Here is a 26,957-nt window from a genome sequence, read left to right as displayed (position 1 = left end):
GGGTACGGCGCGGCCGCTTGGTCAGGGGCGGCGGAAGAGGGCGGTCAGGCGGGTCCAGACGCGGGCCAGCGCGCCGCGCCGCGCCGGACCGACCGACGTGCCGGCCAGGGTGCGGGCCAGCGCCGTGGTCGCCTCGTCCAGGGCCGGGGTGGCCAGGGCCAGGTGGGCCAGCGAGCTGGCGATCGGCACCGGCCGGTCCCGCGCCACCTCCGCCACGTCGGCGAGCCGTTCGGCCACCACCCGGGCCACGTCGGAACGTACCGAGGGGTCGACCCAGGCAGCGGTGACCAGGGCGAAGAGCGCCGCCTCGGTGATCCAGTCCTCCACGCCCCAGACCAGTTCCACCAGCACCCGGCGTCGGGCCGAGTCCGCCCACGGCTCGTCGGTGCGGTGGTGCAGCAGGCCGAGGCAGGCCCAGACCTGCACGCAGCGCACCCAGAGTGACGGGTCCTGCCCGGTCAGCACCCGGCCCAGCGCGGTGGCGGGCGCCTCGGGCGGATGCACCAGCAGCGCCAGCAGGTCGCCCAGCTCCAGGGTGGCCAGGCTCACCGCCGCGTCGTAGGCGGCCGGCGGGTGTGGCCAGGCGGGGTGCGCGAGGTGGCGTACCCGGTCCGCCGCGTCGGCGGACGGGACCGGCAGGGTGGGCGCGGCGGTGGTGCCGTCGTAGCGCCAGAGCTGGCAGGTGGTGGCCCGGCGGGGTTCCCGCGGGTCCGGGTCGGCCACGCCGGTGACCTCGACGTCGAGGCCCGGCACGGCCGCCGTCACGGTACGCATCGCGCTCGGCGGTTCGACGGCCGCCAGCCGTACCGCCGTGCCGGGCGCGCCGTCGGCGGCCAGCGCGCGGCGGAGCGCGTCGACCATCGCGCCCGCCGCCGGCGTGACCTGCCCCAGCCAGGGCCGGCCCCGGCAGCACTCGGCCAGGTCGCCGTGCTCGTGGCTGTCGTCGGGATGGTCCCGGACGAAGTCGGCGAGCGCGACCAGGTGCGCCACGTCCCCGTCGCGCAGGTAGCGCAGCCGGTGCGCGGTGTGCACGGCACAGTCGAAGGTCGGGTCGCGTTCGAGGGCCCGGTCGATCCACCCCAGCGCCGCGTCCAGCCGGCCGGTGTCGGCCAGGGTGCCGGCGATGTCCGCGTACACGGCGAGGTCGTCGGGATCGTGGCCGACGGCCCGTTCGAGGGCGGCCAGGGCGTCGCGGGTGCGGCCCGCGCTGCGGTACGCGTACCCGAGCCAGACCTCGCCCAGTTTGGACGGTTCCGCGCGTACCCCCCGGCTGGCCCAGGTGACGGCGAGGGCGACCTCGCCGAGGCGTCGGGCCAGCGCGGACGCCGCGCCCAGCAGCAGCGCGTGGCGCGGGTGCGCGGCCACCGCGTTGCGGGCGAGGGCGAGGTACGGCAGCAGCGGCGCCCGGGCGGCCCGGGGCACCGGGTCGGGCACGGCGGCGCAGACCTGCATCAGGATCCGGGCGGCCCGCTCGGGGTCGAGCCGTTCGGCCAGTTCGGGGGCGGTCACCCAGGGCACGCCGGCCCAGTCGACGCCGGGCGCGTGCCCGGTGGCCGCGACCAGCAGGTCGAGCCCCTCGGACGGGCGCCCGGCGGCGGCGAGCAGGTGGGCGCGGGCCACCACCGCGCCGACGAAGACGCGCTGGCCGAGCGGGAAGAGGTCGAGGTCGCCGCCGGAGGCCGCCGCGATGCGGGCCAGCGCCTCGTGCACCTCGGGCAGGGTCGGCGCCTGGACCAGGGCGGCGGCGAGGTGCCCGGCGGCGTGCGGCAGGTCGCCCTCGTCGAGCGCCAACCGGGCGAGCGCGAGCTCCTCCGCGGCGGACAGCACGGGTTCGTCAGGTCCCTCCGACACGTCGGGCCTCTCGCTCGCAGTGGTTCCCGGGGTTGGGCAAGCCTAGGGGATGTGGCGTCGATTCGGTGATCCACTGCGCATTACTGCTCGCACGATTGTTCAGATACGAGCAACGGTGCAAGACTGAGCACGAAACGCGCGGCAACCGCGCAGTGGGAGGAGCTTCCGTGACGCGTCCAGGGGCCGGGATGGCCGCCGACATCGACGAGCAGCCGGCCGGTTACGCCCGGTTGCTCTCCGCCGAGCACACCGGGGCGGTCGCCCGCGTCGCGGCGGTGATCGCGCAGCGGCGGCCCCGGCACGTGGTCTTCACCGCCCGGGGCACCTCCGACCACGCCGCGCTCTACGGGGCGTACCTGACCGAGATCCGACTCGGTCTCCCGGCCGGGCTCGCCTCGCCGAGCGTGGTCACCCTCTACGGGGCCCGCCCCGACCTCTCCGACGCCCTGGTCGTCGGGGTCAGCCAGAGCGGCGGGTCGCCCGACCTCACCGAGGTGCTGCGCGCCGCCCGCGCCGCCGGGGCGCTCACCCTGGCGGTCACCAACGCGCCCGGCTCCCCGCTGGCCGAGGCCGCCGAGCTCTCCGTCGACATCGCCGCCGGGCACGAGCGCGCCGTCGCCGCCACCAAGACGTACACCGCCGAGCTGCTGGCCCTGCTGATGCTCGTCGAGGGCGTCCGCGCCGGCGACGGGGTGCTCCCGGCCGACGAGCGGGCCGCGCTGGACGCCCTGCCCGGGCTGGCCGAGCGCACCCTGGCCGACCCCACCCCGGTCCAGCTCGCGCCGCGCTACCGCTTCGCCGGCCAGCTGGTCACCACCGGCCGGGGGTACGCGTACCCGACCGCCCGGGAGGCCGCGCTGAAGTTGATGGAGACCTCCTACCTGCCCGCGCTCGCGTTCTCCGGCGCCGACCTGCTGCACGGCCCGCTCGCGATGACCGATCCGGACGTGCCGGTGCTGGCCGTGGTCGGCTCCGGTCCGGGCGGCCGGTCCATGGGTGAGGTGCTGCCCCGGCTCGGCGAGCGCCGCGCCGACGTGGTGGTGGTCGGCTCCGCCGAGGTCGAGGGGGCCACCCGGATGGCCGTACCCGAGGTCGACGAGCGGTACGCCCCGCTGCTGGACATCCTGCCCCTGCAACGGCTCGCGATGGCGCTGGCGCTGGCCCGTGGCGAGGACCCGGACGCACCGCGCGGGCTGAAGAAGGTCACCGCGACGAGGTGAGGTCCGGCGTGGCACGCTGTGTGACGTGTCCACGCTGCGCGACCTCGCCGAGGAGCACACCCAGCTCCGGCCGGCCGACATCGACCACCTGCACCGGATCGCGGGGGACTGGCAGCTGCTGTCCGACCTCTCCTTCGCCGACCTGCTGCTCTGGGTGCCGGTGGACGGCGACGGGACGTTCCTCTGCGTCGCCCAGGTCCGCCCGACGACCGCCCCCACCGCGTACCTCGACGACCAGGTGGGGCGGATCGTCGGCGGGCCGGAGGTGGCGCACCTGGAGATCGCCTACCGGCAGGGCCGGATCTGGCGGGAGGGCGACCCGGTCTGGTACGGCGACGTGCCCGCCCGCCACGAGGCGATCCCGGTCCGGCTGCGCGCCGCCGACGGGGAGTCCGGCGAGGTGGTCGCCGTGGTGGGCCGGGACACCAACCTCTCCACCGCCCGTACGCCCAGTCAGCTGGAGCTGAACTACCTCACCACCGCCGACGACCTGGCCCAGATGATCGCCGACGGCACCTTCCCGCCGCCCCGACACCCGGGGGAGACCACCTCGGCGCCCCGGGTCGGCGACGGCCTGGTCCGACTGGACGCCAACGGCAAGGTCACCTACGCCAGCCCGAACGCGCAGTCGGCGTACCGGCGGTTGGGCTTCGCCTCCCACCTGGTGGGGGAGGACCTGGCCAAGCTGCACCGGCGGCTGGCCAGCGACCCGCTGGAGGGGACCGACGCGGCCAACGGCGTGCTCGCCGCGCTACGCGGCGAGGCCCCGCCCCGGCGGGAGATCGACGCTCGGGGCGCCACCATGCTCACCCGGTCGCTGCCGCTGATGCCGGCTGGCGTGCCGATCGGCGCGCTGGTGCTGGTCCGCGACATCACCGAGGTACGCCGCCGGGACCGCGCGCTGATCACCAAGGACGCCACCATCCGGGAGATCCACCACCGGGTGAAGAACAATCTCCAGACCGTCGCCGCGCTGCTGCGTCTCCAGGCCCGCCGGGTCTCCATGCCGGAGGCCCGGGTCGCCCTGGAGGAGTCGGTCCGCCGGGTCGCCTCGATCGCCCTCGTGCACGAGACGCTCTCCATGTCCAGCGACGAGGCGGTCGAGTTCGACGGGATCGTCGACCGGGTGGCCAGCGCGGCCACCGAGGTCGCGGCGACCGAGGTGACCGTCGGCATGCGACGCAAGGGCAGCTTCGGCGTACTGCCCGCCGAGATCGCCACCTCGCTGGTGATGGTCCTCAACGAGCTGTTGCTCAACGCCGTCGAGCACGGCTTTCCATCGGCCGGCGAGGACGGCGCCGCCGGTCCGGAGGGTGCCGCCGCGCCGCTGGTGGTGGTCACCGCGCACCGGTTCCGCAAGCAGTTGCACGTCTCGGTGGCCGACAACGGGCGCGGCCTGCCGGCTGAGTTCGACGCCGAACGCGGCAGCCGGCTGGGCCTGCAGATCGTCCGGGCACTCGTCACCGGGGAGCTGCGTGGCAGCATCGAGCTGCGCCCCGGCGCGGCCGGCGGCACCGAGGCGGTGCTGGTCGTGCCGCTGGCCCGGGGAGAGCGCGGCTAGCCGCGCGTGATGAGCAGGGCGACGGTGAGCCCGGGCCGCTGCCACACCTGGCTGACGGTGAAGCCCGTCCGCAGCGCGTCCCCCTTGCCGCCGGGCACCGCCGCCAGCGGATCGGCCCGCCGGCCGGCGACCACCAGCCACACCCGCCGTACCTCGGCCAGGCACTCGGCCGGCCGGGCGCACTCGGTGGCCCAGAGGTCCGCGCGCCGCCGCTGGTCGCGGACCACCAGCACGTCGCGCGGTCGCGCCGCACCCAGCTGGTACGCCATGCCGAGGTCGAGGAAGAGCCAGCCGTCCCGGGGGTGGAAGACGACGGCGTCGCCAGGCTGCTGGCCGGCCGCGACGATTCGTGCCGCGCCCCGGTAGTCGACCGTCGGCCAGCCGTGCGTCTGCCGCAGCGCCACCTGGTCGGGCAGGCCGAGCAGACCGGCCAGCACCACGATCGCCAGCGCCGCCGGCACCGGTCGTGCCGGTGCCGGTGCCGGTGTCCCGGCCAGCGCCGCGCCGGCGAGCAGGCTCGCGAAGGGCACCGTGAAGACCAGGTAGCGGGGCACCCAGAGGGCCACCACCAGCGCGGGGACGAAAACCAGCAGCACGGGCAGGAGTACGCAGAGCCCGGGCGGCAACGCCCGCCGACCCGCCCGGGCCGCGCCGAGGGCGGCCAGCCCGACCAGCAGCCCGCCCACCACCCCGCTCTGCGTCACCCCGGCGGGCAGCGCAGCCAGGTCGACCAACCGGGCCGGTTCGACCCAGACGAGCTGGTGGGAGCGCTGCTCGCGGGCGGTGAGCAGCAGCGGGGCGAGCAGGGCGAGCGCCGGCAGCAGGGCGAGCGCCCAGCGCGCCGGCAACCGTCCGTTCCCGGCCACCGGTGGAGCCAGGCGGGCGGGCGGCGGGTCGAGGCCGGCCGCCGCCGGGCCGCGCCACCAGCAGATCAGCACCAGCACCCCGTGCGCGGCCAGCAGGGTGAGGGCCAGCAGGTGGGTCAGGCCGAGCGCGGCGACGGCGGCCGCGTACCCGGCCCAGCGGGCCCACGAGGGCCGGCGCAGCGCGGCGACCAGCAGCAGGGTGGCCAGCATGGCGAAGAGGCTGGCCAGCGCGTACGGGCGGGCCTCCTGGGCGTACCGGGAGGTGCCGGGCAGGACCGCGAAGAGCAGCCCGGCGAGCAGCCCGGCCGGCGCCCCCAGCAGCCACCTGCCGAGTACGGCGGTGAGTCCGGCCGCCCCGGCCATGGCCAGCGCAGACGGCAGCCGCAGCGCCGTCGCCGAGTCGCCGAAGAGCCGGATCCAGCCGTGCACGAGCAGGTAGTACGGGCCGGTGGCGGCGTCCACGGTGCCGGTGAGCCGGAGCAGGTCGCCGAGCGGGCGGGTGGCGGCACTCCAGGTGGCCAGCTCGTCGCGCCAGGGCTGGGCGTGGCCGATGCCGTACAGCCCGGCGGCCAGGGTGGCCAGCGTGGGCGGTACCCAGACCAGCCGCGCCCACCCCTCCGCCGCATGCCGCTTTCCGGACATACTGCCCACACGCCGAGCGTCCCACACCGAAGCCGGTCGCGTTGTCGGAGCGGCCGGGCCGCCGGAGCGGTCCGTGCTGGCACGGCGGCCTTCGCCGCCGGACGGTCGCGCCGACCGTCGTCCGCTCGCGTGTCCCTGCGGCGGGGCGCGTCCGTGCCTGTCCCTGTGCCGGGCGGCAGGGCAGGCGCGGTCGGCCTGCCGGATGGACCCCTGTTGCGGATCCTTTGGAGCTGATGTCGTGAACGACTCATGCCTCCGGAAGGGGTGAGCGGCTGCTGTGACGACGCCATCAACTCCCGCGCCTTCTCCGCCGCCCGCGCCGCCGGATCACGGCCGCTACTTCCGCGGCCGGCCGGCCGGCCGGGCTCGGCAAGCGCGTGAAGCTGACCCGCTGGCAGCCGGGCGCGGTGGGGTGAGTCGTCTACGACATCAGCTCCAAAGGATCCGACAGGGGTGGGGCGCTCCCGGCCGTCCTCGTCGCCCCCTGGGCGGGGGTCGTCATCAACCGCTGGCCCCGCCGACAGGCGGCGGCAGGGGCGTGAGTTGGCCGGTGCGGCCTGACGGAGGGCCGGTAGCCGGCGTGCGGTGGGGTGAGTCGTCTACGACATCAGCTCCAAAGGATCCGGCGGCGGCGGCGGCCGGGCGCGCGGTGGCCGACGGGTGGCGGCGGGCAGCGGGGGGCGGGGGAGCGTGGGGCGGGGGAGCGTGTCGGCCACGACCGGGGAGACGGTGGCGGCGGGGGTGCGGCCCGTGATGTGGGATGGCGCACGCGCTCGTTGGCCGGCCCGGTGGGGGTGTGGCAGCATGACCCCATGACCGCCGCTGTCGTCCGCCGCTTCGTGGCCCGTCGCCACGTCGATTACGGCCGCGTGCGCAGCGCGATCTGTCCGGCCGACTGACGACGCCCGATCCATCTGTCTCGGGCGCGTACTGCGCGCCGGCCGTCCCGACACCGTTGTCCTCGGCCACCCGTCCCTCGGGTCGGCCGCCGCGCCCGCGCACCCCACCGAGGCACAGCAGACAACGGAGGACGCCGCGATGGCGGTCAGCAGCACCCCGGCCCGCCCCGAGACCCCGACGGCGCCCGCTGCCCGGGCACCCCGCCGCGTGCGCGGCGAGGGGCAGTGGGCGCTCGGCCACCGCGAGCCGCTCAACGCCAACGAGCGGATCAAGAAGGACGACGACCCGCTGAACGTCCGGAGCCGGATCGAGAACATCTACGCCCACCGCGGCTTCGCCTCCATCGACCCGCAGGACCTGCGCGGCCGGTTCCGCTGGTGGGGCCTCTACACCCAGCGCAAGGCGGGCATCGACGGCGGGCGTACGGCCGTGCTGGAGCCGCACGAACTGGAGGACGAGTTCTTCATGCTCCGGGTGCGGGTCGACGGCGGTCAGCTCAACCTGGCCCAGCTGCGGACGATCGCCGACATCTCCCGCGAGTTCGCCCGGGACACCGCCGACCTCACCGACCGGCAGAACGTCCAGTTCCACTGGATCCGGGTCGAGGACATGCCGGAGATCTGGCGCCGGCTGGAGGCGGTCGGCCTGCAGACCACCGAGGCGTGCGGCGACTGCCCGCGCATCGTGCTGGGCAGCCCGGTCGCCGGGGTGGCCGAGGCCGAGCTGGTCGACCCGACCCCGGCCATCGACGAGATCGTCCGCCGGTACGTCGGCGACCAGCGGTACTCCAACCTGCCGCGCAAGTTCAAGTCGTCGATCTCCTGGCTGGTGGACACCCCGTACGAGGCGAACGACATCGCCTTCCTCGGCGTCGACCACCCCGAGCACGGCCCCGGCTTCGACGTCTGGGTCGGCGGTGGCCTCTCCACCAACCCGATGCTGGCCAAGCGGCTGGGCGTCTGGGTGCCGCTGAGCGAGGTGCCGGACGTGTGGGCGGGAGTGGTCGGCATCTTCCGCGACTACGGGTACCGCCGGCTGCGCAACCGGGCACGGCTGAAGTTTCTGGTCGCGGACTGGGGCGTGGAGAGGTTCCGGGAGGTGCTGGAGAAGGAGCACCTGGGCCGTACCCTGCTCGACGGCCCGGCGCCTGAGCTGCCGAGCAAGCCGGTCGATCACATCGGCGTGCACCGGCAGCGCGACGGCCGCAACTACGTCGGGGCCGCCCCGGTGGTCGGGCGGGTCTCCGGCGGGCAGCTCGCGAAGCTGGCGGACGCGGTCGAGGCGCACGGCAGCGACCGGGTACGGCTCACCCCGTACCAGAAGCTGCTCGTGCTCGACGTGGCGCCGGAACGGACGGAGTCCCTGGTCGACGCGCTGCGCGGGATCGGCCTGGAGGCCCGGCCGTCGGCCTGGCGGCGCGGCACCATGGCCTGCACCGGCATCGAGTTCTGCAAGCTCGCCATCGTCGAGACCAAGGCGCGGGGCGAGGAGCTGGTGGCCCGGCTGGAGCAGCGGCTGCGCGACTTCGACGCCGACATCTCCATCCACATCAATGGCTGCCCGAACGCGTGCGCCCGCACCCAGGTCGCCGACATCGGCCTCAAGGGGCAGCTGGTGGTCGGCCCGGACGGCCGGCAGGTGGAGGGCTTCCAGGTGCATCTCGGCGGCGGGCTGGGCATGGCCCAGGGGCAGACCGCCGGCTTCGGCCGCAAGCTGCGCGGCCTGAAGACCACCGCCGAGGAGCTTCCGGAGTACGTGGAACGACTGGCCCGCCGCTACCTGGCCGGCCGGACCGAGGGCGAGACGTTCGCCAACTGGGTGATCAGGGTCGACGAGGAGGAGCTTCGATGAGCAGCGAAACCCGTTCCGCGCCGCTGTACTGCCCGTACTGCGGCGAGGAGGACCTGCGGCCGAACGAGGCCGGGCACGGCGCGTGGGAGTGCCACGCCTGCGCCCGCGTCTTCACGGTGAAGTTCGCCGGCCTGCTCGGCAAGGTGGTGGCCCGATGAACCTGGTGTCTGCGGCGAACCTGGGCCTGGTCGGTGTCGGCGGACCGAAACCGGCCGAACCGGCCCGGCGCAGCCCCGAGGAGCTGCGCGCGCTGGCCGAGCGGGCCGGCCGGGAGCTGGAGGGCGCCCCGGCGCTGGAGATCGCCCGCTGGGCGGCGGAGACCTTCGGCGGCCGGTTCTGCGTGACCAGCTCGATGGCGGACGCGGTGCTGGCCCACCTGGTCTCCCGGGTCGCCCCCGGCGTGGACGTGGTCTTCCTCGACACCGGGCTGCACTTCCCGGAGACGCTGCGGGTCCGCGACGAGGTCGCTCGGCGGCTGCCGGTGAACGTCCGCTCGATCCGGCCCCGGCAGACCGTGGGCCAGCAGGACGGCGAATACGGCCCACGGCTGTTCAACCGCTCGCCGGACGACTGCTGCCAGCTGCGCAAGGTGGAGCCGCTGGAGCGGGCGCTGGCCGGGTACGACGCCTGGGCCGCCGGGCTGCGCCGGGACGAGTCGCCCACCCGGGCGAACACCCCGGTGGTGACCTTCGACGCCCGGCGCGGCAAGGTGAAGGTCCACCCGATCGCGGCCTGGACCCAGGCCGACGTGGACTCCTACCTCTCCCGGTACGACATCCCGGTCAACGAGCTGTTCAGCCGCGGCTACGGCTCGATCGGCTGCTGGCCCTGCACCCGGCGCACGAAGGCGGGCGAGGACCCGCGGGCCGGCCGCTGGGCCATGTTCGAGAAGACCGAGTGCGGGCTGCACGTCTGACCGAGGCGGGGGCCGGCCCTCCCGGCCCGGCGGCGGTCGCGGTGATCGGCCTCGGCGGGGTCGGCGCGGAGATCGCGCCCGGCCCCGACCCGGCGCCGGGTTGCGGCCCGCCGCCGGTGGTGCTGGTGGCGCACGGCAGCCGTGATCCGCGGGCGGCCGAGGCGACCCGCGCCCTGGCCCGAGCGGTCGAGGCGGCCCGGCCCGGCACCGCGGTCCTGCCGAGCTGGCTCGACCACACCGCACCCGACCCGGCGGCGGTGCTGCGCGCGCTGGCGGCGGCGGGGCACACCCGGGCGGTGCTGGTCCCGCTGCTGCTCACCGCCGCCCACCACCGGCGGGTGGACATCCCGGCGGCGGTGGCGGCGGCCCGCGAGACGGCGCCGGAGCTGGCGGTACGCGTCACCGCCGTGCTCGGCCCCGCCGATGGCCCGGTCGACGCCCGGCTGCTGGCCGGGCTGCGGCGGCGGTTGGCCGAGGCGGAGCCGGGCGGCTTCGACGCGCTGGTGCTGGCGGCGGCGGGTACCCGGGACGCCCGGGCGCGCGCCTCGGTGGGTCGGGTCGCCGCGGCCCTCGCCGCCGACCTGCGGGTCCCCTGCACCGTCTCGTACGCCTCGGCGGCGCCGCCGACGGCGGACGTCGCGGTGGCCCGGCTGCGCGCCGCCGGCGCCCGGCGGGTGGCCGTGGCGGCGTACTTCCTGGCGCCGGGGCTCTTTTACGACGGGGTGGTGGCGGCCGCCGGCGGGGCCGGCGCGGTGGCGGTCAGCGGGCCGCTGACCGACGCGCCCGAGCTGGCCGAGCTGGTGCTGCGGCGGGCCGACCCGGGGGAGCGGTGGTGACCGGGTGCACCGCCGTATCCATGATCGGATCCGGCGCCGCCCGGGTATTCGGGCCAGCCGTGCGGGTGTCCGGACAGCAGAACGCCCCGGCGGGTCGAACCCGCCGGGGCGTACGGCTGTGTGATCGGTCAGGCGGAGTGAGCGCGCAGCACCCGGAGACCGCCGCGGCGCTTCACCGCGCGGCGCTCCTCCTCGCTCATTCCGCCCCAGACGCCGGCGTCCTGACCGGACTCCAGCGCCCACTGCAGGCACTGGTCGGTCACCGGGCAGCGCCTGCAGACGGCCTTGGCCTGCTCCACCTGCAGGAGGGCCGGACCGGACGTCCCGATCGGGAAGAACAGCTCCGGGTCCTCGTCGCGGCAGACGGCATCGTGGCGCCAGTCCATGGCGGCAACACTCCTCATTCTGGATGGGTGGCAGATAACGCTGTTGCTTTTCCTATACGCGTCCGCAGTGCCGGTCGTAACGGTTCGCGTCCGACTATTCGGCAGTGCGTGAGCAGGCTTGTTCAGCCCCTGGACCTGCCGGGACAGCTCAACCTGCCGAGCATGTCCAGGCAATGTCCCGGTAACTCAAGTTCGCTTGTGAATACTTTCACGAACGCTGTCGATGTCAAGGGTGGCGCGAGGAAAAACTCCGGACGGTGAGCAAGCTCACGACCCTTTTGTCCGGTTTCCAGGCGTCCCCGGTTACCCGGCGTACCACAGTCGAGGATCAATATAGTACACTGCCCGTGACATTGCTGACATTTCCGGCACCATCCCTTTGGCGTGGCGGCCACCGCGTCGTGCGATGTGACGACCGCCCGACCTAGGGCGTTACCCGAGACCTAGCAGATTACTCTCAGTGCCTCGGGAACAGATGTAAATCTGACTTTCTCCCGCTCGCCAAGGTAGTCGCCGTCGAGCTGGAACGCCTGCGGACGGGCGCTGATCACCGTGAACTCGGCCACGTCGTGCAGCCGGAGCACCTGCTTGCCCCGCGGATCGGGGTGCCGGGACAGGAACTGGGTCACTGTGCGTGTGGTGCTGGCCACCCGGAGCTGGCGCAACGCCAGCACGTCCAGCCCCAGGTCGAACGACGCCTCCGGGTTCGGGTTGATCTCCCGGTCGCCCAGGTACGTCCACGGGGCGCAGTTCTGGATGATGACCGTCGCCAGCTCGGCCTCGGCCGCCTCACCGGGGCGCTCCAGCGTGATCGCCGGGTGACGCCGGTCCGAGCCGAGGAAGTACTGGCTGAGCGTGGAGCGGAAGTAGAGCGCCGGCGTGGAGACCCGGCCGCGCCGGCGGGCCTGCTCCACCCGGTGGATCACCGCCGCGTCCACCCCGAAGCCGGCGCAGAAGGTGAAGTAGCGGCCGTCGGCCCGGCCCAGCCCGATCGTCCGCGAGCGGCCCAGCCGCAGCCCCTCCAGGATCATGCTGGTGCCCTCCGGCCACTCCCGGGGCAGTCCCAGGGCGCGGGCGAAGACGTTGGTCGAACCGCCCGGCACGGTGGCCAGCGCGGGCAGCCGCTCGGCGGGCGTACCGCCGGGGCGGGTGGCCGGTGGCTCGGCCGTCATCAGGCCGTTCACCACCTCGTTGACCGTGCCGTCGCCACCCAGGGTGACGACGACGTCGACCCCCTCCGCGGCCGCCTCCCGGGCGATGTCCGTGGCGTGACCCCGTCGCCGGGTGTACCGCACCGACAGGTCTACTTCGCTGCGCAGCGCCCGGACCAGCACGTCCCGGCTGCGCTCGCTGGTGGTGGTGGCCTTCGGATTGACCACCAGGACGGCCCGCATGGGCGGCACTGTACCGCGATGCGCCACGGGTATCGTGGCGCGCGTGACCATCGACTCCGACCCGGTGCCCGACACCCTCCGGTGGGCGGTACGGCTGCTGCGCGGCGAGGCGGTCGCCCTGGCGCTGCTGGCCGGCTGGCTGATCTGGGCCGACCTGACCGCCACCAAGACCGATCTGGTGTCGGCACTCTTCGTGACCGGGTTCGCGGTCGCCGGCGCCGCCGCCCTCTGGGCCCTCGGCGGGGCGCTGGCCCGACGCCGGGCCGGTGCCCGGGCACCGGCGATGGTGCTTCAGCTGATGCTGCTGCCGGTCGGCTGGTTCATGATCTCCGGCGGCCTGGGGTGGCTCGGCGTACCGCTGATGGCGCTCGGTGTCGGTGTCTGCGCGCTGCTGATCAGCCCGCCCACGACGCGGGCCCTCGGCTTCGGGTGAGCGCCGCTGGACGGGCGGCGGCTCAGTAGCCGGAGGAGCGGCGGGTCAGCAGCGAGATGGTGGCCCGGCCGTCGGCCGCGTCGGCCGACGCGGCCGTGGTCAGCGCGGTGAGCACCTTCCAGGCGAACGAGGACTCCGACGGCAGCGTGGCGCCCCGCACGGTCGGCACGGTCACCTCGACGGTCAGCGCGTCCTCGGTGACCGAGAAGCGGCACTCCAGCTCGGCGTCGCGGGTGGCGATGGCGAGCAGCATGGCGCAGGCCTCGTCGACCGCGATCCGCAGGTCCTCGATCTCGTCGAGGGCGAACTGGAGGCGGGCCGCGAGCCCCGCCGTGGCGGTGCGCAGCACGCCGAGGTAGCCGCCGTCGGCGGGCACGGTGAGGTGCACGACGTCGTCCTCGGTCGTCGGCTGGCCGGTCAGTTGAGTCACGCCTCATCCCCCCGGTCGGGGACTCTACCCTCTCAGGCGTCCGGTCGGGCGGGGGCCGTGGTCGACTGGGCGGCCAGCCCGTGCAGCGCCGGCCCGCTGAGCCGGTAGGGCACCCACTCGTCCAGCTGCACCGCCCCGATGGAGGCGTAGAAGCGGGCCGCCGGATTCCAGTCGATCATCCACCACTCCAGCCGCTCGTAGCCGCGTTCCACGCAGATCGCGGCGAGCGCGGCGAGCAGCAGGCGGCCGGCGCCGGTGCCCCGGTGGTCGGGGCGGACGTACAGGTCCTCCAGGTAGACGCCGTGCACGCCGGCCCAGGTGGAGAAGTTGAGGAACCAGAGCGCGAACCCGAACGGTTCGTCCCGGTCGTCGACCGCGACGTGCCCGAACAACGCCGGCGCGGAGCTACGACTACTCCAGCTCGGCGCGTCTGACGCCGCGCCGCGACCTGGAGCAGTCGCGAACAGGGCGGCGGTGAGTTGCTCGGGGGTGAGCCGGCACTGGTCGGCGGCGCGCTCGTAGTCGGCGAGTTCGTGCACCATCGCGACGACGGCCGGCACGTCCTCGGGACGCGCCGGCCGGATCGTCGGTGCCGGGGAGGCCAGCGTCACGCCTTCTTGGTCTCCCAGAAGATCTTCGAGATCTCGTCGATCTTCTGCAGCAGCTCGTCGGCCCTGGCCGGGTCCACGCTGCCCTTGGCGCCGCCGGCGCCGGCCAGCTTGGTGGCCTCGTTGAAGAGCTGGTGCAGGTTCGGGTACTTCTCGAAGTGGGCCGGCTTGAAGTAGTCGGTCCAGAGCACCCACAGGTGGTGCTTGACCAGCTCGGCGCGCTGCTCCTTGATGACGATGGCCCGGGTGCGGAACTCCGGGTCGGTGTTGGCCTGGTACTTCTCGCAGATCATTTTGACCGACTCGGCCTCGATCCGGGCCTGCGCCGGGTCGTAGACGCCGCATGGCAGGTCGCAGTGGGCGCTGGCGGTCAGACGGGGCGAAAGGATGCGGGGAAGTCGCATCAGAGTCCTCCACGGGATGTTTGCGATGATCCAAGCCGACATTACTCCTGGGGGCGTCCCCGGCAGGGGCGGAGGGGAAACCTGGTGACGGTCGAGGGGAACGACCCGCCGGCGCGGCTGCGCCGGCGGCTCACGGCCGTCGGCGTGACCGGCCCGTCCATGTCGCCCACGCTGCGGCACGGGGACGCCCTGCTGGTCCGTCGCGGCGGCCGGCCGGTCCGGCCGGGTGACGTCGTGCTCGCGGTCTTCCGGACCCGGCCGGAGCTGCTGGTGGTCAAGCGCGCGGTCCGCCCGCAGGACGGCGGCTGGTGGGTACGCGGCGACAACGAACTCGTCACCGACGACTCCCGGGCGTACGGCGTGGCCGACGTGCTCGGCCGGGTGGTGCTCCGCTACTGGCCCCGCCCCGGCCGGCTGCCCCGCGCCCCGTTATGACCCTGCTCACATCGGCGCATCCCCGGCGAGACTATGCTCGGAAAGTGCCCGGGTGACCCCCGCACCGCGTGCCGCCACCAGGCGCCTCACCTCGCGCCCGCGCCCGGCCGCTCCGTCTGTTCGACAGATCCTGGAGTCACCATGTCTGCGTCCACCGTGGATCCCGCCGATCCCGTTTTCCGGCTGCACGTCGGCGGCAAGATGGCCGTCGTCTCGACGGTCCCGCTGACCAGCCGGGAGGATCTCTCCCTCGCGTACACCCCGGGTGTCGCCCGGGTGTGCGAGGCGATCGCCGCCGACCCGGCGCTGGCCGACGACTACACGTGGGTGTCGCACACCGTCGCGGTGGTCACCGACGGCTCCGCCGTACTCGGCCTCGGCAACATCGGCCCGCGCGCCGCGCTGCCGGTGATGGAGGGCAAGGCGGTGCTGTTCAAGCAGTTCGCCGGCGTGGACGCGGTACCGATCTGCCTGGACACCCAGGACGTGGACGAGATCGTGGCGACGGTGACCGCGCTCGCCCCCTCCTTCGGCGGGATCAACCTGGAGGACATCAGCGCCCCCCGCTGCTTCGAGGTGGAGCGCCGACTGGACGAGGCGCTGGCGATCCCGGTCTTCCACGACGACCAGCACGGCACCGCGATCGTCGTGCTGGCCGCGCTGCGCAACGCGGCGGCCCTGCTCGACCGCAAGCTCGGCGACCTGCGGGTGGCGGTCAGCGGCGCCGGCGCGGCCGGGGTGGCGGTGACGAAGATGCTGATCGCCGGCGGAGTGAACGCCGACCAGGTGGTGGTCTGCGACTCCAAGGGCATCATCGGCCGGCACCGCGACGGGCTGACCGGCACCAAGGCCGAGCTGGCGGAGTCCACCAACGCCGAGGGGCGGCGGGGCGACGTCACCGAGGCGCTGCGCGGCGCGGACGTGCTGGTCGGCGTCTCCGGCGGGCAGATCCCCGAGGAGGCGATCGCCGGGATGGCGCCCGGTGGCATCGTCTTCGCGCTGGCCAACCCCAACCCCGAGGTGCACCCCGAGGTGGCCGCCCGGCACGTCGCGGTGGTGGCGACCGGGCGCAGCGACTACCCCAACCAGATCAACAACGTGCTGGCGTTCCCCGGGGTGTTCCGGGGCGCACTGGACGCCCGGGCCACCCGGATCACCGACGGGATGAAGGTGGCCGCGGCGGACGCGATCGCCGGGGTGGTGGCAGACTCGCTGACCCCCGAGGCGATCGTGCCCTCCCCGCTCGACCCCCGGGTGGCCCCGGCGGTGGCGGCGGCGGTCGCCGAGGCGGCCCGGCGCGACGGCGTCGCCCGCGTCTGAATCCGCTCCCACCCCGCCCACCGAGATCCGCGAGGTCTCCCGCGAAGAGCGGCCTCCCGACACCGGGAGGCCGCTCTTCGCGTACGTGGACGCTCGCCGGCCGCGGAGACGGGAGTGTTGTGGGCGTGCGGTGTCTCGGGGCCGGTTCCGCTTGTTACGGTGCCGACCATGCGTGCCGCCTATGCCTCGAGCTTCGACCCCGACAATCCGCTCGCCGCCCTGACCGTCGGCGAGCGCCCCGAGCCGACCCACCCGGAAGAGGACTGGGTGACCGTGCAGGTGCGGGCCAGCTCGCTCAACCACCACGACCTGTGGTCCCTGCGCGGGGTGGGACTGTCCAGCGACCAGCTGCCGATGATCCTCGGCTGCGACGCGGTCGGCACGGACCCGGACGGCAACGACGTGGTCATCTACCCGGTGGTGGCCACCCCCGGTGACCCGCGCGGCGTCTCCATCCTCTCCGAGCACTTCCCCGGCACCCTCGCCGAGCGGGTGGCCGTACCCCGGATGAACCTGATCCCGCTGCCGACGGGCCTGCCGGCGACCGACGCGGCCTGCCTGCCGACGGCCTGGCTGACCGCGTGGCGGATGCTGACCACCAAGGGCCGGATCGGCGACGGCGAGTCGGTGCTGGTCCAGGGCTCGGGCGGCGGGGTCGCCACCGCGGCCGTCACCCTCGCCGTGGGGCTGGGCAAGCGGGTGTACGCGACCAGCCGGGACGCCGGCAAGCGGGAGCGGATCGCCGCCCTGGGGGCGACCGCGCTGGAACCCGGCGCGCGCCTGCCCGAGCGGGTCGACGTGGTGATCGAGACGGTCGGCGAGGCCACCTTCGAGCACTCGCTGAAGTCCGCCGCCCCGATGGCCCGGATCGTGGTCTCCGGGGCGACCGCCGGGCACGAGCCGAAGGTCAACCTGCGCCGCGTCTTCGCCATGCAACTGGAGATCCTCGGCACCTCCATGGGCACCCCGGACGAGCTGACCGACCTGCTGACCTTCTGCGCCGAGCACGAGGTGCGCCCGGTGGTGGACAGCGTGGTGCCGTTCAGCCGGGTCGAGGACGCCTTCGCCCGCCTGCACTCCGGCGACGCCTTCGGCAAGGTGGTCGTCGACCACAGCGCCTGACCCGCGGGCCGCCCTCGACGACCGCTCAGAGGTGGTCGTCGAGGGTGGCGAGGTTGCCGCGGGTGGCGTCGGCGGGGAGGCGGTCCCGGGCCGCCGCGTCGCCGTAGAGGGTCCAGCGGAGGAACTCCAGCGTGGTGTCGGAGACCACCCGCAGCGCCGCGCCGTCGGTGAGCAGGGCCCGGCCGTGGTCGCCCTTCGGCAGGCTCAGCATCGCCTTCGGCCACGGGACGGCGTCGTACACCGCCTTGCCGGCGGCGTAGTCGACCACCTCGTCGGCCTCGCCGTGCACGAAGAGCTGCGGCGCGGCGGCCCCGGCGAAGGCGGTGCCGACCCCGAGCGCGGTCCCGGCGAAGACCACCCCGGCGTCCAGCCGCTCGTCCCGGCCGGCGGTGAAGAGCCCGATGGTGGTCACCCCGCCGGCCGAGTGCCCGGCCGCGGCGACCCGGTCGGTGGCCAGCCGGCCGTGCAGCGGGTCGCCGGCCTTCCCGTCCAGCGCGAGCACGTTGTCCAGCGCGTACGAGACGTCGGCGGGCTGGTTGAGCACGTCGAGGACGTTGCCGTCGGCGCCCCGGCTGGTGTGCGGGAAGGTGGGGGCGGCCACCACGAACCCGGCCGCCGCCCAGCGGGTCAGCAGCTCCGCGTAGTCGGCCGGCCGGCCGTTCAGGCCGTGGCTGAACATCACCACCGGGAACCGCCCGTCCGCCGCGGTCGCCCCTTGGGCCGGTGTGCCACCGGCCTCGCCCCGGGCCGGGTACCACAGGGTCACCGGCAGCGGGCGGTCGCCGTCCCGGTTCAGCTTCACCTGGCGTACGCCGACGGCGAAGGTCTCCTGCGGCGCGGTGCCGGCGGGGACCCGCGGCGCCGGGGTGGTGACCTTCGGCGGCTCCGGCGGCGCGGCCGGTCGGGCGGTCGGAGCGGCCGAGCAGCCGGCGAGGCCGACGGAGAGCAGCGCGGCGGCGAGCAGGACCGGGGTGGGGCGACGGGACATGAATCCGATTGTGCCCCCGCCGACGGGGTGGCCGGCCACTGTTGGCGACGGGTGTGACCTGCGGCGGACCACCGGTGGCCGGTCGCCGGGCGGTCGGGTCAGGATCGCAGGCGGTCGTCGAGGGCGGTGACGCCGGGCCGGAGGGCGTCGGCCGGCAGGCGCCGGGCGGCGTCCCGGTCGTCGTAGAGGGTCCAGCGGAGGAAGTCCGTGGTGGTGGCGAGGACCTGGTCGAAGCCCGGGCGGCCCGGGGTGAGGTACTCGCCGTGCCCCTGCCCGAGCACGCTCAGGAAGGCCGCCGGCGGGCCGGCGCGGTCGTACGCGGCCCGACCGACGCCCAGCGGCACGGTCGGGTCGGCGGTGCCGTGCACGAAGAGCAGGGGAGCGGCCGGTCCGGCGAAGCTGCCGGCCAGCCCGCCGCCGGCGATCACGATGCCGGAGCGGAGCCGGGCGGAGTGGCCCGAGGTGAACATGCCGGCGGTGGTGAAGCCGCCCGCCGAGTGGCCGGCGGCGGCGACCCGGCCGACGTCCAGGTGCCCGGCGAGCGGGTCCCCCTGCCCGGCGTCGAGGCGGGCGAGGTGCCGGATCAGCCGCCAGCCGTCCGCCGGCTGGTGCCGAACGTCGGCCCGGGTGAAGTCCCGGGCCCGCAGATTGGTGTGCGGGTACGTCGGCGCGGCCACCACGAAACCCGCCGCCGCCCAGCGGGTGGTGAGCCCCGCGTGCAGCTCGGGCAGGCTCCGCAGGCCGTGGCTGTAGACCACCACCGGGAAGCGCCCCGGGGCGACCCGCCCGTCCTCGGTCGGGTACCAGAGCGTCACCGGCAGCGGCCGGGGCCCGGTCGGGTCGATCGTGAGGGTGCGTACCGCGACCGAGTGGAGCCGGTCCGGAGCGTGCCCGGCCGGCGGCGGTCCGCCGACCGCGGCGGTGGCCGGGCCGCAGCCGGCCAGCAGCGCCGTCATCAGCGCGGCGACCAGCCGCTGCACCCCCATTCCTCCACGGTAGGTGGCCGGGGACCTCCCGCGGCCCCGCCGTCCGGACCGGGTGGTGCCCGCCGCCCGGCCGGATCCCGTCCACCGCTCGGCTGGGAGACGTCACCCCCGGTTCGGCGGGCGGGTGTGGGGTGCGCGGCTTCGCTAGGGTCTCCGGCATGTCTGACGAGTACATGGACCCGAGCGGCAACACCGAGCAGTTCCGCGCCTTCGCCCACGCGGAGCCCGCCGCGCCCGTCAAGGCGGCCGCCCGCCTGCCGCTGGTCGTCGGCGCGGCCGCGGTGGCGGTGCTGCTGGTCGCCGTCGCCGCCTGGCTGGCGCTGGGCTGAGCCGCCGTCACGGCTCGCCCCGCCGGCCGGGGCGCCCGGGTGGTGGCCGCCCGCCTCCACCGCCTGCCGAGCGGGAGTCAGGCGTGGGCCTCGACCACCGCGCGGGTCTCCCGGGCGATCTCCCGCTCCTCGTCGGTGCCGATCACGCAGACGCTGACCTCGGCCCCGTCAGGGGAGATCATCCGGTCGCCGTGGCCGGAGTTGCGTGCCGGGTCGACGGCGATGCCCAGCCGGTCCAGCCCGGCCAGCGCGGCGGCCCGGACCTCGGCGGAGTGCTCGCCCACCCCGGCGGTGAAGGTGACCGCGTCCACCCGGCCGAGCAGCGCGTAGTACGCCCCGACGTACCCGGTGATCCGGCGGCAGTAGACGTCGAAGGCGAGCGCGGCGGCAGGGTCCCCGGCGGTTCGCCGCTCCAGCACCTCGCGCATGTCGTTCACGCCGGTGAGGCCGAGCAGCCCGCTGCGGTGGTTGAGCAGGTCGTCGATCTCGTCCACTCCCATCCCGCCCTCGCGGCGCAGGTGGAAGATGACCGTCGGGTCCAGGTCCCCACTGCGGGTGCCCATCACCAGGCCCTCCAGCGGGGACATCCCCATCGAGGTGGCCACGCTGCGACCGCCCTGGACGGCGCAGGCGCTCGCCCCGTTGCCCAGGTGCAGGGTGATCGTGTGCAGCGCCTCGTACGGCCGGTCCAGCAGCTCCGCGGTGCGCCGGGAGACGTACGCGTGCGAGGTGCCGTGGAAGCCGTACCGGCGGATGGCGTAGCGACCCGCGATCTCCCGGTCGATGGCGTAGGTGGCCGCCGCCTCGGGCAGGGTGTGGTGGAAGGCGGTGTCGAAGACGGCGACCTGCGGGACGTCGGGCAGCGCCTCCCGGGCCACCTCGATGCCGGCCAGGTTGGCCGGGTTGTGCAGCGGCGCGAGCGGCACCAGCTCCCTGATCGCGGCGAAGACCGCGTCGTCGACCAGGACCGGCTCGCTGAACCGCCGGCCGCCGTGCACCACCCGGTGCCCGACCGCGGCCAGCCCGGTCAGGTCGAGCCGGTCCAGGATCTGCCGTACGGCGCTGACGTGGTCGGCCGGTCCGCCCCCCGGCTCGCCGATCCGCTCCACGGTGCCCTTGTCCTGGACGGTCTCGCCGTCGTACAGCCGGTACTTCACCGACGAGGAGCCGCAGTTGAGCACCAGCACACGGTCGGTCACGGGGTCTCCTCGGCTGACGCGGCGGCCTGGATGGCGGTGATCGCCACGGTGTTGACGATGTCGGCGACCGTGGCGCCCCGGGACAGGTCGTTGACCGGCCGGCGCAGGCCCTGCATCACCGGGCCGACCGCGACCGCGCCCGCCGAGCGCTGCACCGCCTTGTACGTGTTGTTGCCGGTGTTCAGGTCCGGGAAGATGAAGACGGTCGCCCGCCCGGCCACCGGGCTGTCCGGCAGCTTCGTCGCCGCGACCTGCGGGTCGATCGCCGCGTCGTACTGGATCGGGCCCTCGACCAGCAGCTCCGGGCGGCGCGCGCGGACCAGCTTGGTGGCCGCCGCGACCTTCTCCACGTCCGCGCCGGTCCCCGAGTCGCCGGTGGAGTACGACAGCATCGCCACCCGCGGCTCGATGCCGAACCGGGCGGCGGTGTCCGCCGACGAGATGGCGATGTCGGCGAGCTGGGCGGCGTCCGGGTCGGGATTGACCGCGCAGTCGCCGTAGACCAGCACCCGGTCGGCGAGCAGCATGAAGAAGACGCTGGAGGCCACCGACACCCCGGGCACGGTACGGATGATCTCGAACGCCGGGCGGATGGTGGCCGCGGTGGTGTGGGTGGCCCCGGAGACCATGCCGTCGGCGTGCCCGGTGGCCACCATCATCGTGCCGAAGTAGTTGGGCTGCGCCACGATGTCGTGCGCCAGCTCGACCGTGAGGCCCCGGTGGGCGCGCAGCCGCGCGTACTCGACGGCGAACTCTTCGCGCCACCCGCTGGTGGCCGGGTCGACCACGTCCGCCCCGGTGACGTCGATGCCGAGCTCCCGGGTGCGGCGGGTCACGTCGTCGGGGCGGCCGAGCAGGGTCAGGTCGGCCACGCCCCGCCGGAGCAGGATCTCCGCCGCCCGCAGGATCCGCTCCTCGGCCCCCTCGGGCAGCACCAGCCGGCGGCGGGTGGCCCGGGCCCGGTCGATCAGGTCGTACTCGAACATCAGCGGGGTGACCCGCTCGGACCGGCTGACCCGCAGCCGGCGGGCCAGGTCGACGGTGTCCACGTTGCCCTCGAACGCGCCGAGCGCCGCCTCGACCTTGCGGGGGTTGGCCGGGCTCGGACGGCCCTCGATCCGGCTGGACGCGGCCACCGTGTCGTAGCTGTCGCTGCGTACCGAGAGCACCGCCAGTCCGGTGTTGAGCCCCTCGACCAGCCGCATCGCCCGGGGGTCGGGCTGCTCGCCGAGGGTGAGCACCAGCCCGGCCACCGAGACCTGCCCGGCGACGTGCGCGGCGCTGGCGGCGACCAGCAGGTCCGCCCGGTCGCCCGGGGTGATCACCAATGCCCCGTCGGTGAGATGGTCGAGCAGGGTGGGCACGTGCGCGGCGCCGACCACGTAGTCGAGCACGTCGCGGCCGAGCGCGGCGTCGTCCCCGGCGAGCAGGGTGGCGCCGAGCGCCGCCGCCACCTCGGCCACCGTCGGCGCCGACACGGTCGGCACCTCCGGGATGGCGTACGCGGGGACGGGCAGCTCCGGCAGGGTCATCGGCCCGGACACCCGGTTGGCGATCACCGCCAGCACCGTCGCGCCCAGGTCCTCCAGATCGTGGTACGCCCCGCGCGCCGCCGCCGCGATCGCCTCCGGCTCCTGCCCGAAGCCGTCGATCACCGGTACCACCACGCTGCCGAACTCGGTGGCCAGCCGGGCGTTGAAGGCCAGCTCGCGAGGGCCCGCGCCGTCGCCGCCGTCGGCGAAGTCGCTGCCCACCACGACCACTGCCGGGCAGCGCCGTTCGACGCTGCGGTACCGCTCGACGATCCGGGAGATCAGCTCCTCCCGGCGGCCGTCGGCGACCAGCGTGCCCGCCTCGGCGTACGTGGCGCCGGTCAGCTCCTGCTGTGGCAGGTCCACCCGGTAGCGGTCGGTGAGCAGGGCGAGGATCGGGTCGGGGCCGGTGTCGGCGACCAGCGGCCGGAACGCGCCGATCCGCTCGACCTGCCGGGAGAGGAGTTCCGCGAGGCCGAGGGCGATGGTCGATTTCCCCCCGCCGGACCCCACGCTGGTCAGGTAGACGCTGCGGGCCACGCCCCCACCCTAGAAGATCACGCCCTCCCGCGCCCGGGACCTTCGTCCCATCCGCCCGGGCCCGCCCGGCTCATTCGTCGTCCTCGTCGTCGAGGCGGGCGAGGTAGGTGGCCAGGCGTTCGATGGGGGTCTCGAACTCGGGGTTGAGGTCGACGAAGTCGCGCAGGCGCTCGGCGAGCCACTCGATGCTGATCTGCTCGTCGGCCCGGCGCTCGACGAGTTCCTCGATGCCACGGTCGGTGAAGTACATCCGTACGTCCTTGTCTGGTGGCCGCCGACACCAACCGGGGCAGGGCCGTCACGCGGACGGCGCTGCCCCGGGTCTCGGCGGTGCGGTCAGGTCACGGGCGGGGGAGGGCCGCCTCGATCAGCGCGGTCTGCTCGACCTCGTGCATCTTGGCCGAGCCGACCGCCGGGGCCGCCGCGGCCGGGCGGGAGATCCGCCGCAGCCGGACGTCGGCCAGGTGCTCCAGCAGGTTGAGCGCGACGAACGACCAGGCGCCCTGGTTGGCCGGCTCCTCCTGCACCCAGGCGAAGTCCTCGGCGTTCGGGTACTGCGCCAGCGTGGCCCGGATCTCCTCGACCGGCATCGGGTAGAGCTGCTCGATCCGGATGATCGCGGTGTCGGTGACGCCGCGCTCCTGCCGGGCCTGGAACAGGTCGTAGTAGACCTTGCCCGAGCAGAGCAGCACCCGCTTCACCTGCTCCGGCGCCGGGGCGGCGGTGTCGGCCAGCACCGGCTGGAAGGTGCCGGTGGTGAAGTCCTCCACCGGGGAGACGCAGAGCTTGTGCCGCAGCAGCGACTTCGGCGTGAACACCACCAGCGGCTTCCGCTTCGGCGACAGGGCCTGGCGGCGCAGCAGGTGGAAGTAGTTCGCCGGGGTGGTCGGGATGGACACCCGCATGTTGTCCTCGGCGCAGAGCTGGAGGAACCGCTCCGGGCGACCGGAGGTGTGGTCCGGGCCCTGGCCCTCGTGGCCGTGCGGCAGCAGCAGGGTGACCGCGGAGCGCTGGCCCCACTTCACCTCGCCGGAGGAGATGAACTCGTCGATCACCGACTGGGCGCCGTTGACGAAGTCACCGAACTGGGCCTCCCAGCAGACCAGCGCGTTGACGTTCTCCACCGAGTAGCCGTACTCGAAGCCCATCGCGGCGTACTCGCTGAGCAGCGAGTCGTGCACGAAGAAGCGGGACCGCTCGCCGTCGCCGGTGAGCGTCTGCAACGGCAGGTGGTCCTCGCCGGTCTTGGCGTCGACCACCGAGGCGTGCCGCTGGACGAAGGTGCCGCGGCGGGAGTCCTGGCCGGCGAGCCGGACGGTGACCCCGTCGTGCAGCAGCGCGCCGAACGCGATGATCTCGCCGTAACCCCAGTCGATGTTGCCCTCGACGGACATCCTGGCCCGTCGGTCGAGCAGCTGCTGGATCCGCTTGTGCGGGGTGAAGCCCTCGGGAAGGTTGACGTGCGCCTCGCCGATCGCCTTGACCACGGCGGCGTCGGTGGCGGTCTCCACCTGCGGCTCCGGCTCGTCCTCGCGGCGCGGCCGGCTCAGCTGGCGGGGCGTGGTGGCGGCGTCCCGGGTGGCCTTGAAGACCCGCTCCAGCTGCGACTGGTAGTCGCGCAGCAGCTCCTCGGCGTCCTCCACGGTGATGTCACCCCGCCCGATCAGCTCCTCGGTGTAGAGCTTGCGCACCGAGCGCTTCGAGTCGATGATCTTGTACATCTGCGGGTTGGACATCGACGGGTCGTCGCCCTCGTTGTGCCCGCGCCGGCGGTAGCAGACCATGTCGATCACGACGTCCTTGTTGAACGCCTGCCGGTACTCGAAGGCCAGCCGGGCGACCCGGACCACGGCCTCGGGGTCGTCGCCGTTGACGTGGAAGATCGGCGCCTGGATCATCCGGGCCACGTCGGTGCTGTAGAGGCTGGAGCGCGAGTACTCCGGGGCGGTGGTGAAGCCGACCTGGTTGTTGACCACCACGTGCACGGTGCCGCCGGTGCGGTAGCCGCGCAGCTGGGAGAGGTTGAGCGTCTCGGCGACCACGCCCTGGCCGGCGAAGGCGGCGTCACCGTGCACCGCCAGCGGCAGCACGGTGTAGCCCTCCAGCTTGAGGTCGATCCGGTCCTGCTTGGCGCGGACTATTCCCTCCAGCACCGGGTCCACGGCCTCCAGGTGCGACGGGTTCGCCACCACCGAGACCTTGACCGCGTGGTCGCCGCCCGGGGTGGTGAACTTGCCGTTCTGGCCCAGGTGGTACTTCACGTCGCCGGAGCCCTGGGTGGACCGCGGGTCCAGGTGGCCCTCGAACTCGGAGAAGATCTTCTCGTACGGCTTGCCGACGATGTTGGCCAGCACGTTGAGCCGGCCGCGGTGGGCCATGCCGATGACGACCTCGTCCAGCCCGTCCTCGGCGGAGGCCTCCAGCACCTCGCCGAGCAGCGGGATCAGCGACTCGCCGCCCTCCAGCGAGAAGCGCTTCTGCCCGACGTACTTGGTCTGCAGGAAGGTCTCGAAGGCCTCGGCGGCGTTGAGCCGGTTGAGCACGTGCTTGTGCTCGTCGGCCGACGGCTTCTCGTACCGGCGCTCGATCCGCTCCTGGATCCAGCGGCGCTCCTCCGGGTCCTGGATGTGCATGTACTCGATGCCGACCCGGCGGCAGTACGAGTCACGCAGCACGCCGAGGATCTGGCGCAGCTTCATCCGCTGCTTGCCGGCGAACCCGTTGACCGGGAAGACCCGGTCGAGGTCCCACAGGGTCAGCCCGTGCTCCAGGACGTCCAGGTCCGGGTGCTTCCGGATCTTGAACTCCAGCGGGTCGGTGTCGGCCATCAGGTGGCCGCGCACCCGGTACGCGTGGATCAGCTCGTGCACCCGCGCGGTCTTGTTGATCTGGCCCTCGGAGTCGACCGCGACGTCCCGCACCCAGCGCACCGGCTCGTACGGGATGCGCAGCGAGGTGAAGATCTCGTCGTAGAAGCCGCGCTCGCCGAGCAGCAGCTCGTGCATCACCTTGAGGAACTCGCCGGACTGGGCGCCCTGGATGATCCGGTGGTCGTAGGTGCTGGTCAGCGTGATGATCTTGCTGACCGCCAGCTCGGCGAGGGTGGCCTCGCTCATCCCCTGGTACGGCGCCGGGTACTCCATCGCGCCGACGCCGATGATGGCGCTCTGCCCCTGCATCAGGCGCGGGATGGAGTGCACCGTGCCGATGCCGCCCGGGTTGGTCAGCGAGATCGTGGTGCCGGTGTAGTCCTCCATGGTCAGCTCGTTGCGGCGGGCGCGCCGGACCACGTCCTCGTACGCCTGCCAGAACTGCCGGAAGTCCATCTGCTCGCAGGCCTTGATGGACGGGACCACCAGGGTGCGGCTGCCGTCCGGCTTGGCCAGGTCGATCGCGATGCCCAGGTTGACGTGCTCCGGGCGGACCATCGCCGGCTTGCCGTCGACCTCGGCGAAGGAGTTGTTCATCTCCGGGTGCTCGACCAGCGCCCGGACCAGCGCGTACCCGACCAGGTGGGTGAAGCTGACCTTGCCGCCGCGCCCGCGGGCGAGGTGGTTGTTGATCACGATGCGGTTGTCGACCAGCAGCTTGGCCGGGACGGCGCGCACGCTGGTCGCGGTCGGCACGGCCAGCGAGGCGTCCATGTTCTGCACGATCTTGGCGGCCACGCCGCGCAGCGGGGTGGTGCCCGCGCCGCCGGCGGTCGGCGCCTTCGCCGCCGGCTTGGCCGGGGCGGCCTTGGCGGGCGCCGGCTTGGCGGGCGCCGGCTTGGCGGGCGCGGCCGGCCGCGTCACGGTCGCGGCGGCCTCCTGCTGCCCGGCCGGCTCGGCGGGAGCGGGCAGGGCCGGGGCCTTCTCCTCGGCCGGGCGCGGGGTCGCGGCGCCCGGGGCCGGCCGGTAGTCGGCGAAGAAGTCGTGCCAGGCCGAGTCGACGCTCGACGGGTCGGCGAGGTAGCGCTGGTACATCTCCTCGACGATCCATTCGTTCGGGCCGAAACCCGCCAGTGGGTTCTCCTGCGAAGTCTGCTGGGTCGACACGGCCGCTAATCGCCTCTTTCACGCGGGTTCGTATGTCACGCGGTTGGCACCCGTGTGCCCGGTCACGGGCGCACGGAAGACGGCTCCCAGGCTACGCCGTACGAATGCCGCAGGCATTTCCGCCTCCGACGGGTGTTCTGTTTCACAGAAGATGCCAGAACTTCGGCAAAC

The 26,957-nt window shown here is 74.1% G+C and carries 24 protein-coding genes; 11 read left to right on the top strand and 13 right to left on the bottom strand.

Features of this window, described 5'->3' with window-relative positions; translation table 11 throughout:
* Positions 1-21: 21 nt before the first annotated feature.
* A complete protein-coding gene (locus AB0I41_RS05650) occupies positions 22-1,851 on the bottom strand; it encodes a tetratricopeptide repeat protein (RefSeq protein ID WP_357102197.1) in 1,830 nt (609 codons plus the stop codon).
* A 188-nt stretch (positions 1,852-2,039) separates the two neighbouring features.
* On the opposite strand from AB0I41_RS05650, the gene AB0I41_RS05645 reads away from it, so the two are divergent.
* Positions 2,040-3,071 carry an SIS domain-containing protein gene (locus AB0I41_RS05645; RefSeq protein WP_357102427.1) on the top strand — a complete coding sequence of 344 codons (1,032 nt, stop codon included), beginning with the start codon at positions 2,040-2,042 and terminating at the stop codon, positions 3,069-3,071.
* Between the two features lie 25 nt (positions 3,072-3,096).
* On the top strand, positions 3,097-4,632 hold the full coding sequence (locus AB0I41_RS05640) for a histidine kinase N-terminal domain-containing protein (RefSeq protein WP_357102195.1): 1,536 nt from the start codon (positions 3,097-3,099) through the stop codon (positions 4,630-4,632).
* Here AB0I41_RS05640 and AB0I41_RS05635 read toward each other — a convergent pair.
* Positions 4,629-6,140 carry a glycosyltransferase family 39 protein gene (locus tag AB0I41_RS05635; protein WP_357102425.1) on the bottom strand — a complete coding sequence of 504 codons (1,512 nt, stop codon included), beginning with the start codon at positions 6,138-6,140 and terminating at the stop codon, positions 4,629-4,631. The genes AB0I41_RS05640 and AB0I41_RS05635 overlap by 4 nt on opposite strands.
* Positions 6,141-7,178: 1,038 nt before the next feature.
* Between AB0I41_RS05635 and AB0I41_RS05630 the strand changes: the two genes are divergently transcribed.
* The 4 genes from AB0I41_RS05630 (at position 7,179) to AB0I41_RS05615 (ending at position 10,643) form a co-directional block, all read left to right on the top strand.
* The gene (locus tag AB0I41_RS05630; protein ID WP_357102193.1) at positions 7,179-8,891 is read left to right on the top strand and encodes a nitrite/sulfite reductase; all 1,713 of its coding nucleotides are present in this window, start codon (positions 7,179-7,181) and stop codon (positions 8,889-8,891) included.
* On the top strand, positions 8,888-9,049 hold the full coding sequence (locus AB0I41_RS05625; RefSeq protein ID WP_357102191.1) for a hypothetical protein: 162 nt from the start codon (positions 8,888-8,890) through the stop codon (positions 9,047-9,049). The genes AB0I41_RS05630 and AB0I41_RS05625 overlap by 4 nt, the downstream gene beginning before the upstream one ends.
* Complete coding sequence (locus AB0I41_RS05620; RefSeq protein WP_357102189.1) at positions 9,046-9,807, top strand: phosphoadenylyl-sulfate reductase; 762 nt, start codon at positions 9,046-9,048, stop codon at positions 9,805-9,807. Before AB0I41_RS05625 ends, AB0I41_RS05620 begins: the two co-directional genes overlap by 4 nt.
* 71 nt (positions 9,808-9,878) lie before the next feature.
* Complete coding sequence (locus AB0I41_RS05615; protein ID WP_357102422.1) at positions 9,879-10,643, top strand: CbiX/SirB N-terminal domain-containing protein; 765 nt, start codon at positions 9,879-9,881, stop codon at positions 10,641-10,643.
* 128 nt (positions 10,644-10,771) lie between these two features.
* Here AB0I41_RS05615 and AB0I41_RS05610 read toward each other — a convergent pair whose 3' ends face one another.
* Both AB0I41_RS05610 and AB0I41_RS05605 read right to left on the bottom strand, forming a co-directional pair.
* Entirely contained in the window at positions 10,772-11,029 is a 258-nt protein-coding gene (locus AB0I41_RS05610; protein ID WP_073834718.1) for a WhiB family transcriptional regulator, read from the bottom strand.
* 443 nt (positions 11,030-11,472) lie between these two features.
* Entirely contained in the window at positions 11,473-12,423 is a 951-nt protein-coding gene (locus tag AB0I41_RS05605; protein ID WP_357102186.1) for a diacylglycerol kinase family protein, read from the bottom strand.
* Between the two features lie 43 nt (positions 12,424-12,466).
* Between AB0I41_RS05605 and AB0I41_RS05600 the strand changes: the two genes are divergently transcribed.
* Positions 12,467-12,856, top strand: a complete 390-nt coding sequence (locus tag AB0I41_RS05600; protein WP_357102185.1) for a hypothetical protein — start codon at positions 12,467-12,469, stop codon at positions 12,854-12,856.
* A 22-nt stretch (positions 12,857-12,878) separates the two neighbouring features.
* On the opposite strand, the gene AB0I41_RS05595 is transcribed toward AB0I41_RS05600, so the two are convergent.
* From AB0I41_RS05595 to sodN, 3 genes are all read right to left on the bottom strand, one after another.
* On the bottom strand, positions 12,879-13,286 hold the full coding sequence (locus tag AB0I41_RS05595; protein ID WP_357102183.1) for an ATP-binding protein: 408 nt from the start codon (positions 13,284-13,286) through the stop codon (positions 12,879-12,881).
* A gap of 32 nt (positions 13,287-13,318) precedes the next feature.
* Positions 13,319-13,828, bottom strand: a complete 510-nt coding sequence (locus tag AB0I41_RS05590) for a GNAT family N-acetyltransferase (RefSeq protein WP_357102420.1) — start codon at positions 13,826-13,828, stop codon at positions 13,319-13,321.
* A 65-nt stretch (positions 13,829-13,893) separates the two neighbouring features.
* Positions 13,894-14,298, bottom strand: coding sequence for a superoxide dismutase, Ni (gene sodN / locus AB0I41_RS05585; RefSeq protein ID WP_357102181.1), 405 nt, complete (start codon positions 14,296-14,298; stop codon positions 13,894-13,896).
* An 84-nt stretch (positions 14,299-14,382) separates the two neighbouring features.
* Here sodN and AB0I41_RS05580 point away from each other — a divergent pair, with 84 nt between their 5' ends.
* From AB0I41_RS05580 to AB0I41_RS05570, 3 genes are all read left to right on the top strand, one after another.
* A complete protein-coding gene (locus tag AB0I41_RS05580; protein ID WP_357102179.1) occupies positions 14,383-14,733 on the top strand; it encodes a S24/S26 family peptidase in 351 nt (116 codons plus the stop codon).
* A gap of 141 nt (positions 14,734-14,874) precedes the next feature.
* The gene (locus AB0I41_RS05575; RefSeq protein WP_357102177.1) at positions 14,875-16,053 is read left to right on the top strand and encodes an NADP-dependent malic enzyme; all 1,179 of its coding nucleotides are present in this window, start codon (positions 14,875-14,877) and stop codon (positions 16,051-16,053) included.
* 159 nt (positions 16,054-16,212) lie between these two features.
* Positions 16,213-17,175, top strand: a complete 963-nt coding sequence (locus AB0I41_RS05570; protein WP_357102175.1) for a zinc-binding dehydrogenase — start codon at positions 16,213-16,215, stop codon at positions 17,173-17,175.
* Positions 17,176-17,200: 25 nt separating this feature from the next.
* Here AB0I41_RS05570 and AB0I41_RS05565 read toward each other — a convergent pair whose 3' ends face one another.
* Positions 17,201-18,163, bottom strand: a complete 963-nt coding sequence (locus tag AB0I41_RS05565) for a chlorophyllase (protein WP_357102173.1) — start codon at positions 18,161-18,163, stop codon at positions 17,201-17,203.
* A 98-nt stretch (positions 18,164-18,261) separates the two neighbouring features.
* Entirely contained in the window at positions 18,262-19,149 is an 888-nt protein-coding gene (locus tag AB0I41_RS05560; protein WP_357102171.1) for an alpha/beta hydrolase, read from the bottom strand.
* 158 nt (positions 19,150-19,307) lie between these two features.
* Here AB0I41_RS05560 and AB0I41_RS05555 point away from each other — a divergent pair, with 158 nt between their 5' ends.
* On the top strand, positions 19,308-19,478 hold the full coding sequence (locus AB0I41_RS05555) for a hypothetical protein (protein WP_357102169.1): 171 nt from the start codon (positions 19,308-19,310) through the stop codon (positions 19,476-19,478).
* A gap of 77 nt (positions 19,479-19,555) precedes the next feature.
* Here the strand turns inward: AB0I41_RS05555 and AB0I41_RS05550 are convergent, their stop codons facing one another.
* From AB0I41_RS05550 to AB0I41_RS05535, 4 genes are all read right to left on the bottom strand, one after another.
* The gene (locus AB0I41_RS05550; RefSeq protein ID WP_357102167.1) at positions 19,556-20,677 is read right to left on the bottom strand and encodes an acetate kinase; all 1,122 of its coding nucleotides are present in this window, start codon (positions 20,675-20,677) and stop codon (positions 19,556-19,558) included.
* Positions 20,674-22,749 (bottom strand): phosphate acetyltransferase, encoded by a 2,076-nt coding sequence (gene pta / locus AB0I41_RS05545; RefSeq protein ID WP_357102165.1) that lies wholly within the window; start codon positions 22,747-22,749, stop codon positions 20,674-20,676. Before pta ends, AB0I41_RS05550 begins: the two co-directional genes overlap by 4 nt.
* A gap of 70 nt (positions 22,750-22,819) precedes the next feature.
* A complete protein-coding gene (locus tag AB0I41_RS05540; protein ID WP_334449077.1) occupies positions 22,820-22,999 on the bottom strand; it encodes a DUF6104 family protein in 180 nt (59 codons plus the stop codon).
* Between the two features lie 91 nt (positions 23,000-23,090).
* Positions 23,091-26,786, bottom strand: a complete 3,696-nt coding sequence (locus AB0I41_RS05535) for a multifunctional oxoglutarate decarboxylase/oxoglutarate dehydrogenase thiamine pyrophosphate-binding subunit/dihydrolipoyllysine-residue succinyltransferase subunit (protein WP_357102163.1) — start codon at positions 26,784-26,786, stop codon at positions 23,091-23,093.
* Positions 26,787-26,957 lie beyond the last annotated feature (171 nt).

The sequence above is a fragment of the Micromonospora sp. NPDC050200 genome (assembly GCF_040656135.1).
Taxonomy (GTDB): domain Bacteria; phylum Actinomycetota; class Actinomycetes; order Mycobacteriales; family Micromonosporaceae; genus Micromonospora.
Note: the sequence above shows the minus strand (reverse complement) of the source record. Positions and strands in the feature narration are given on the sequence as shown.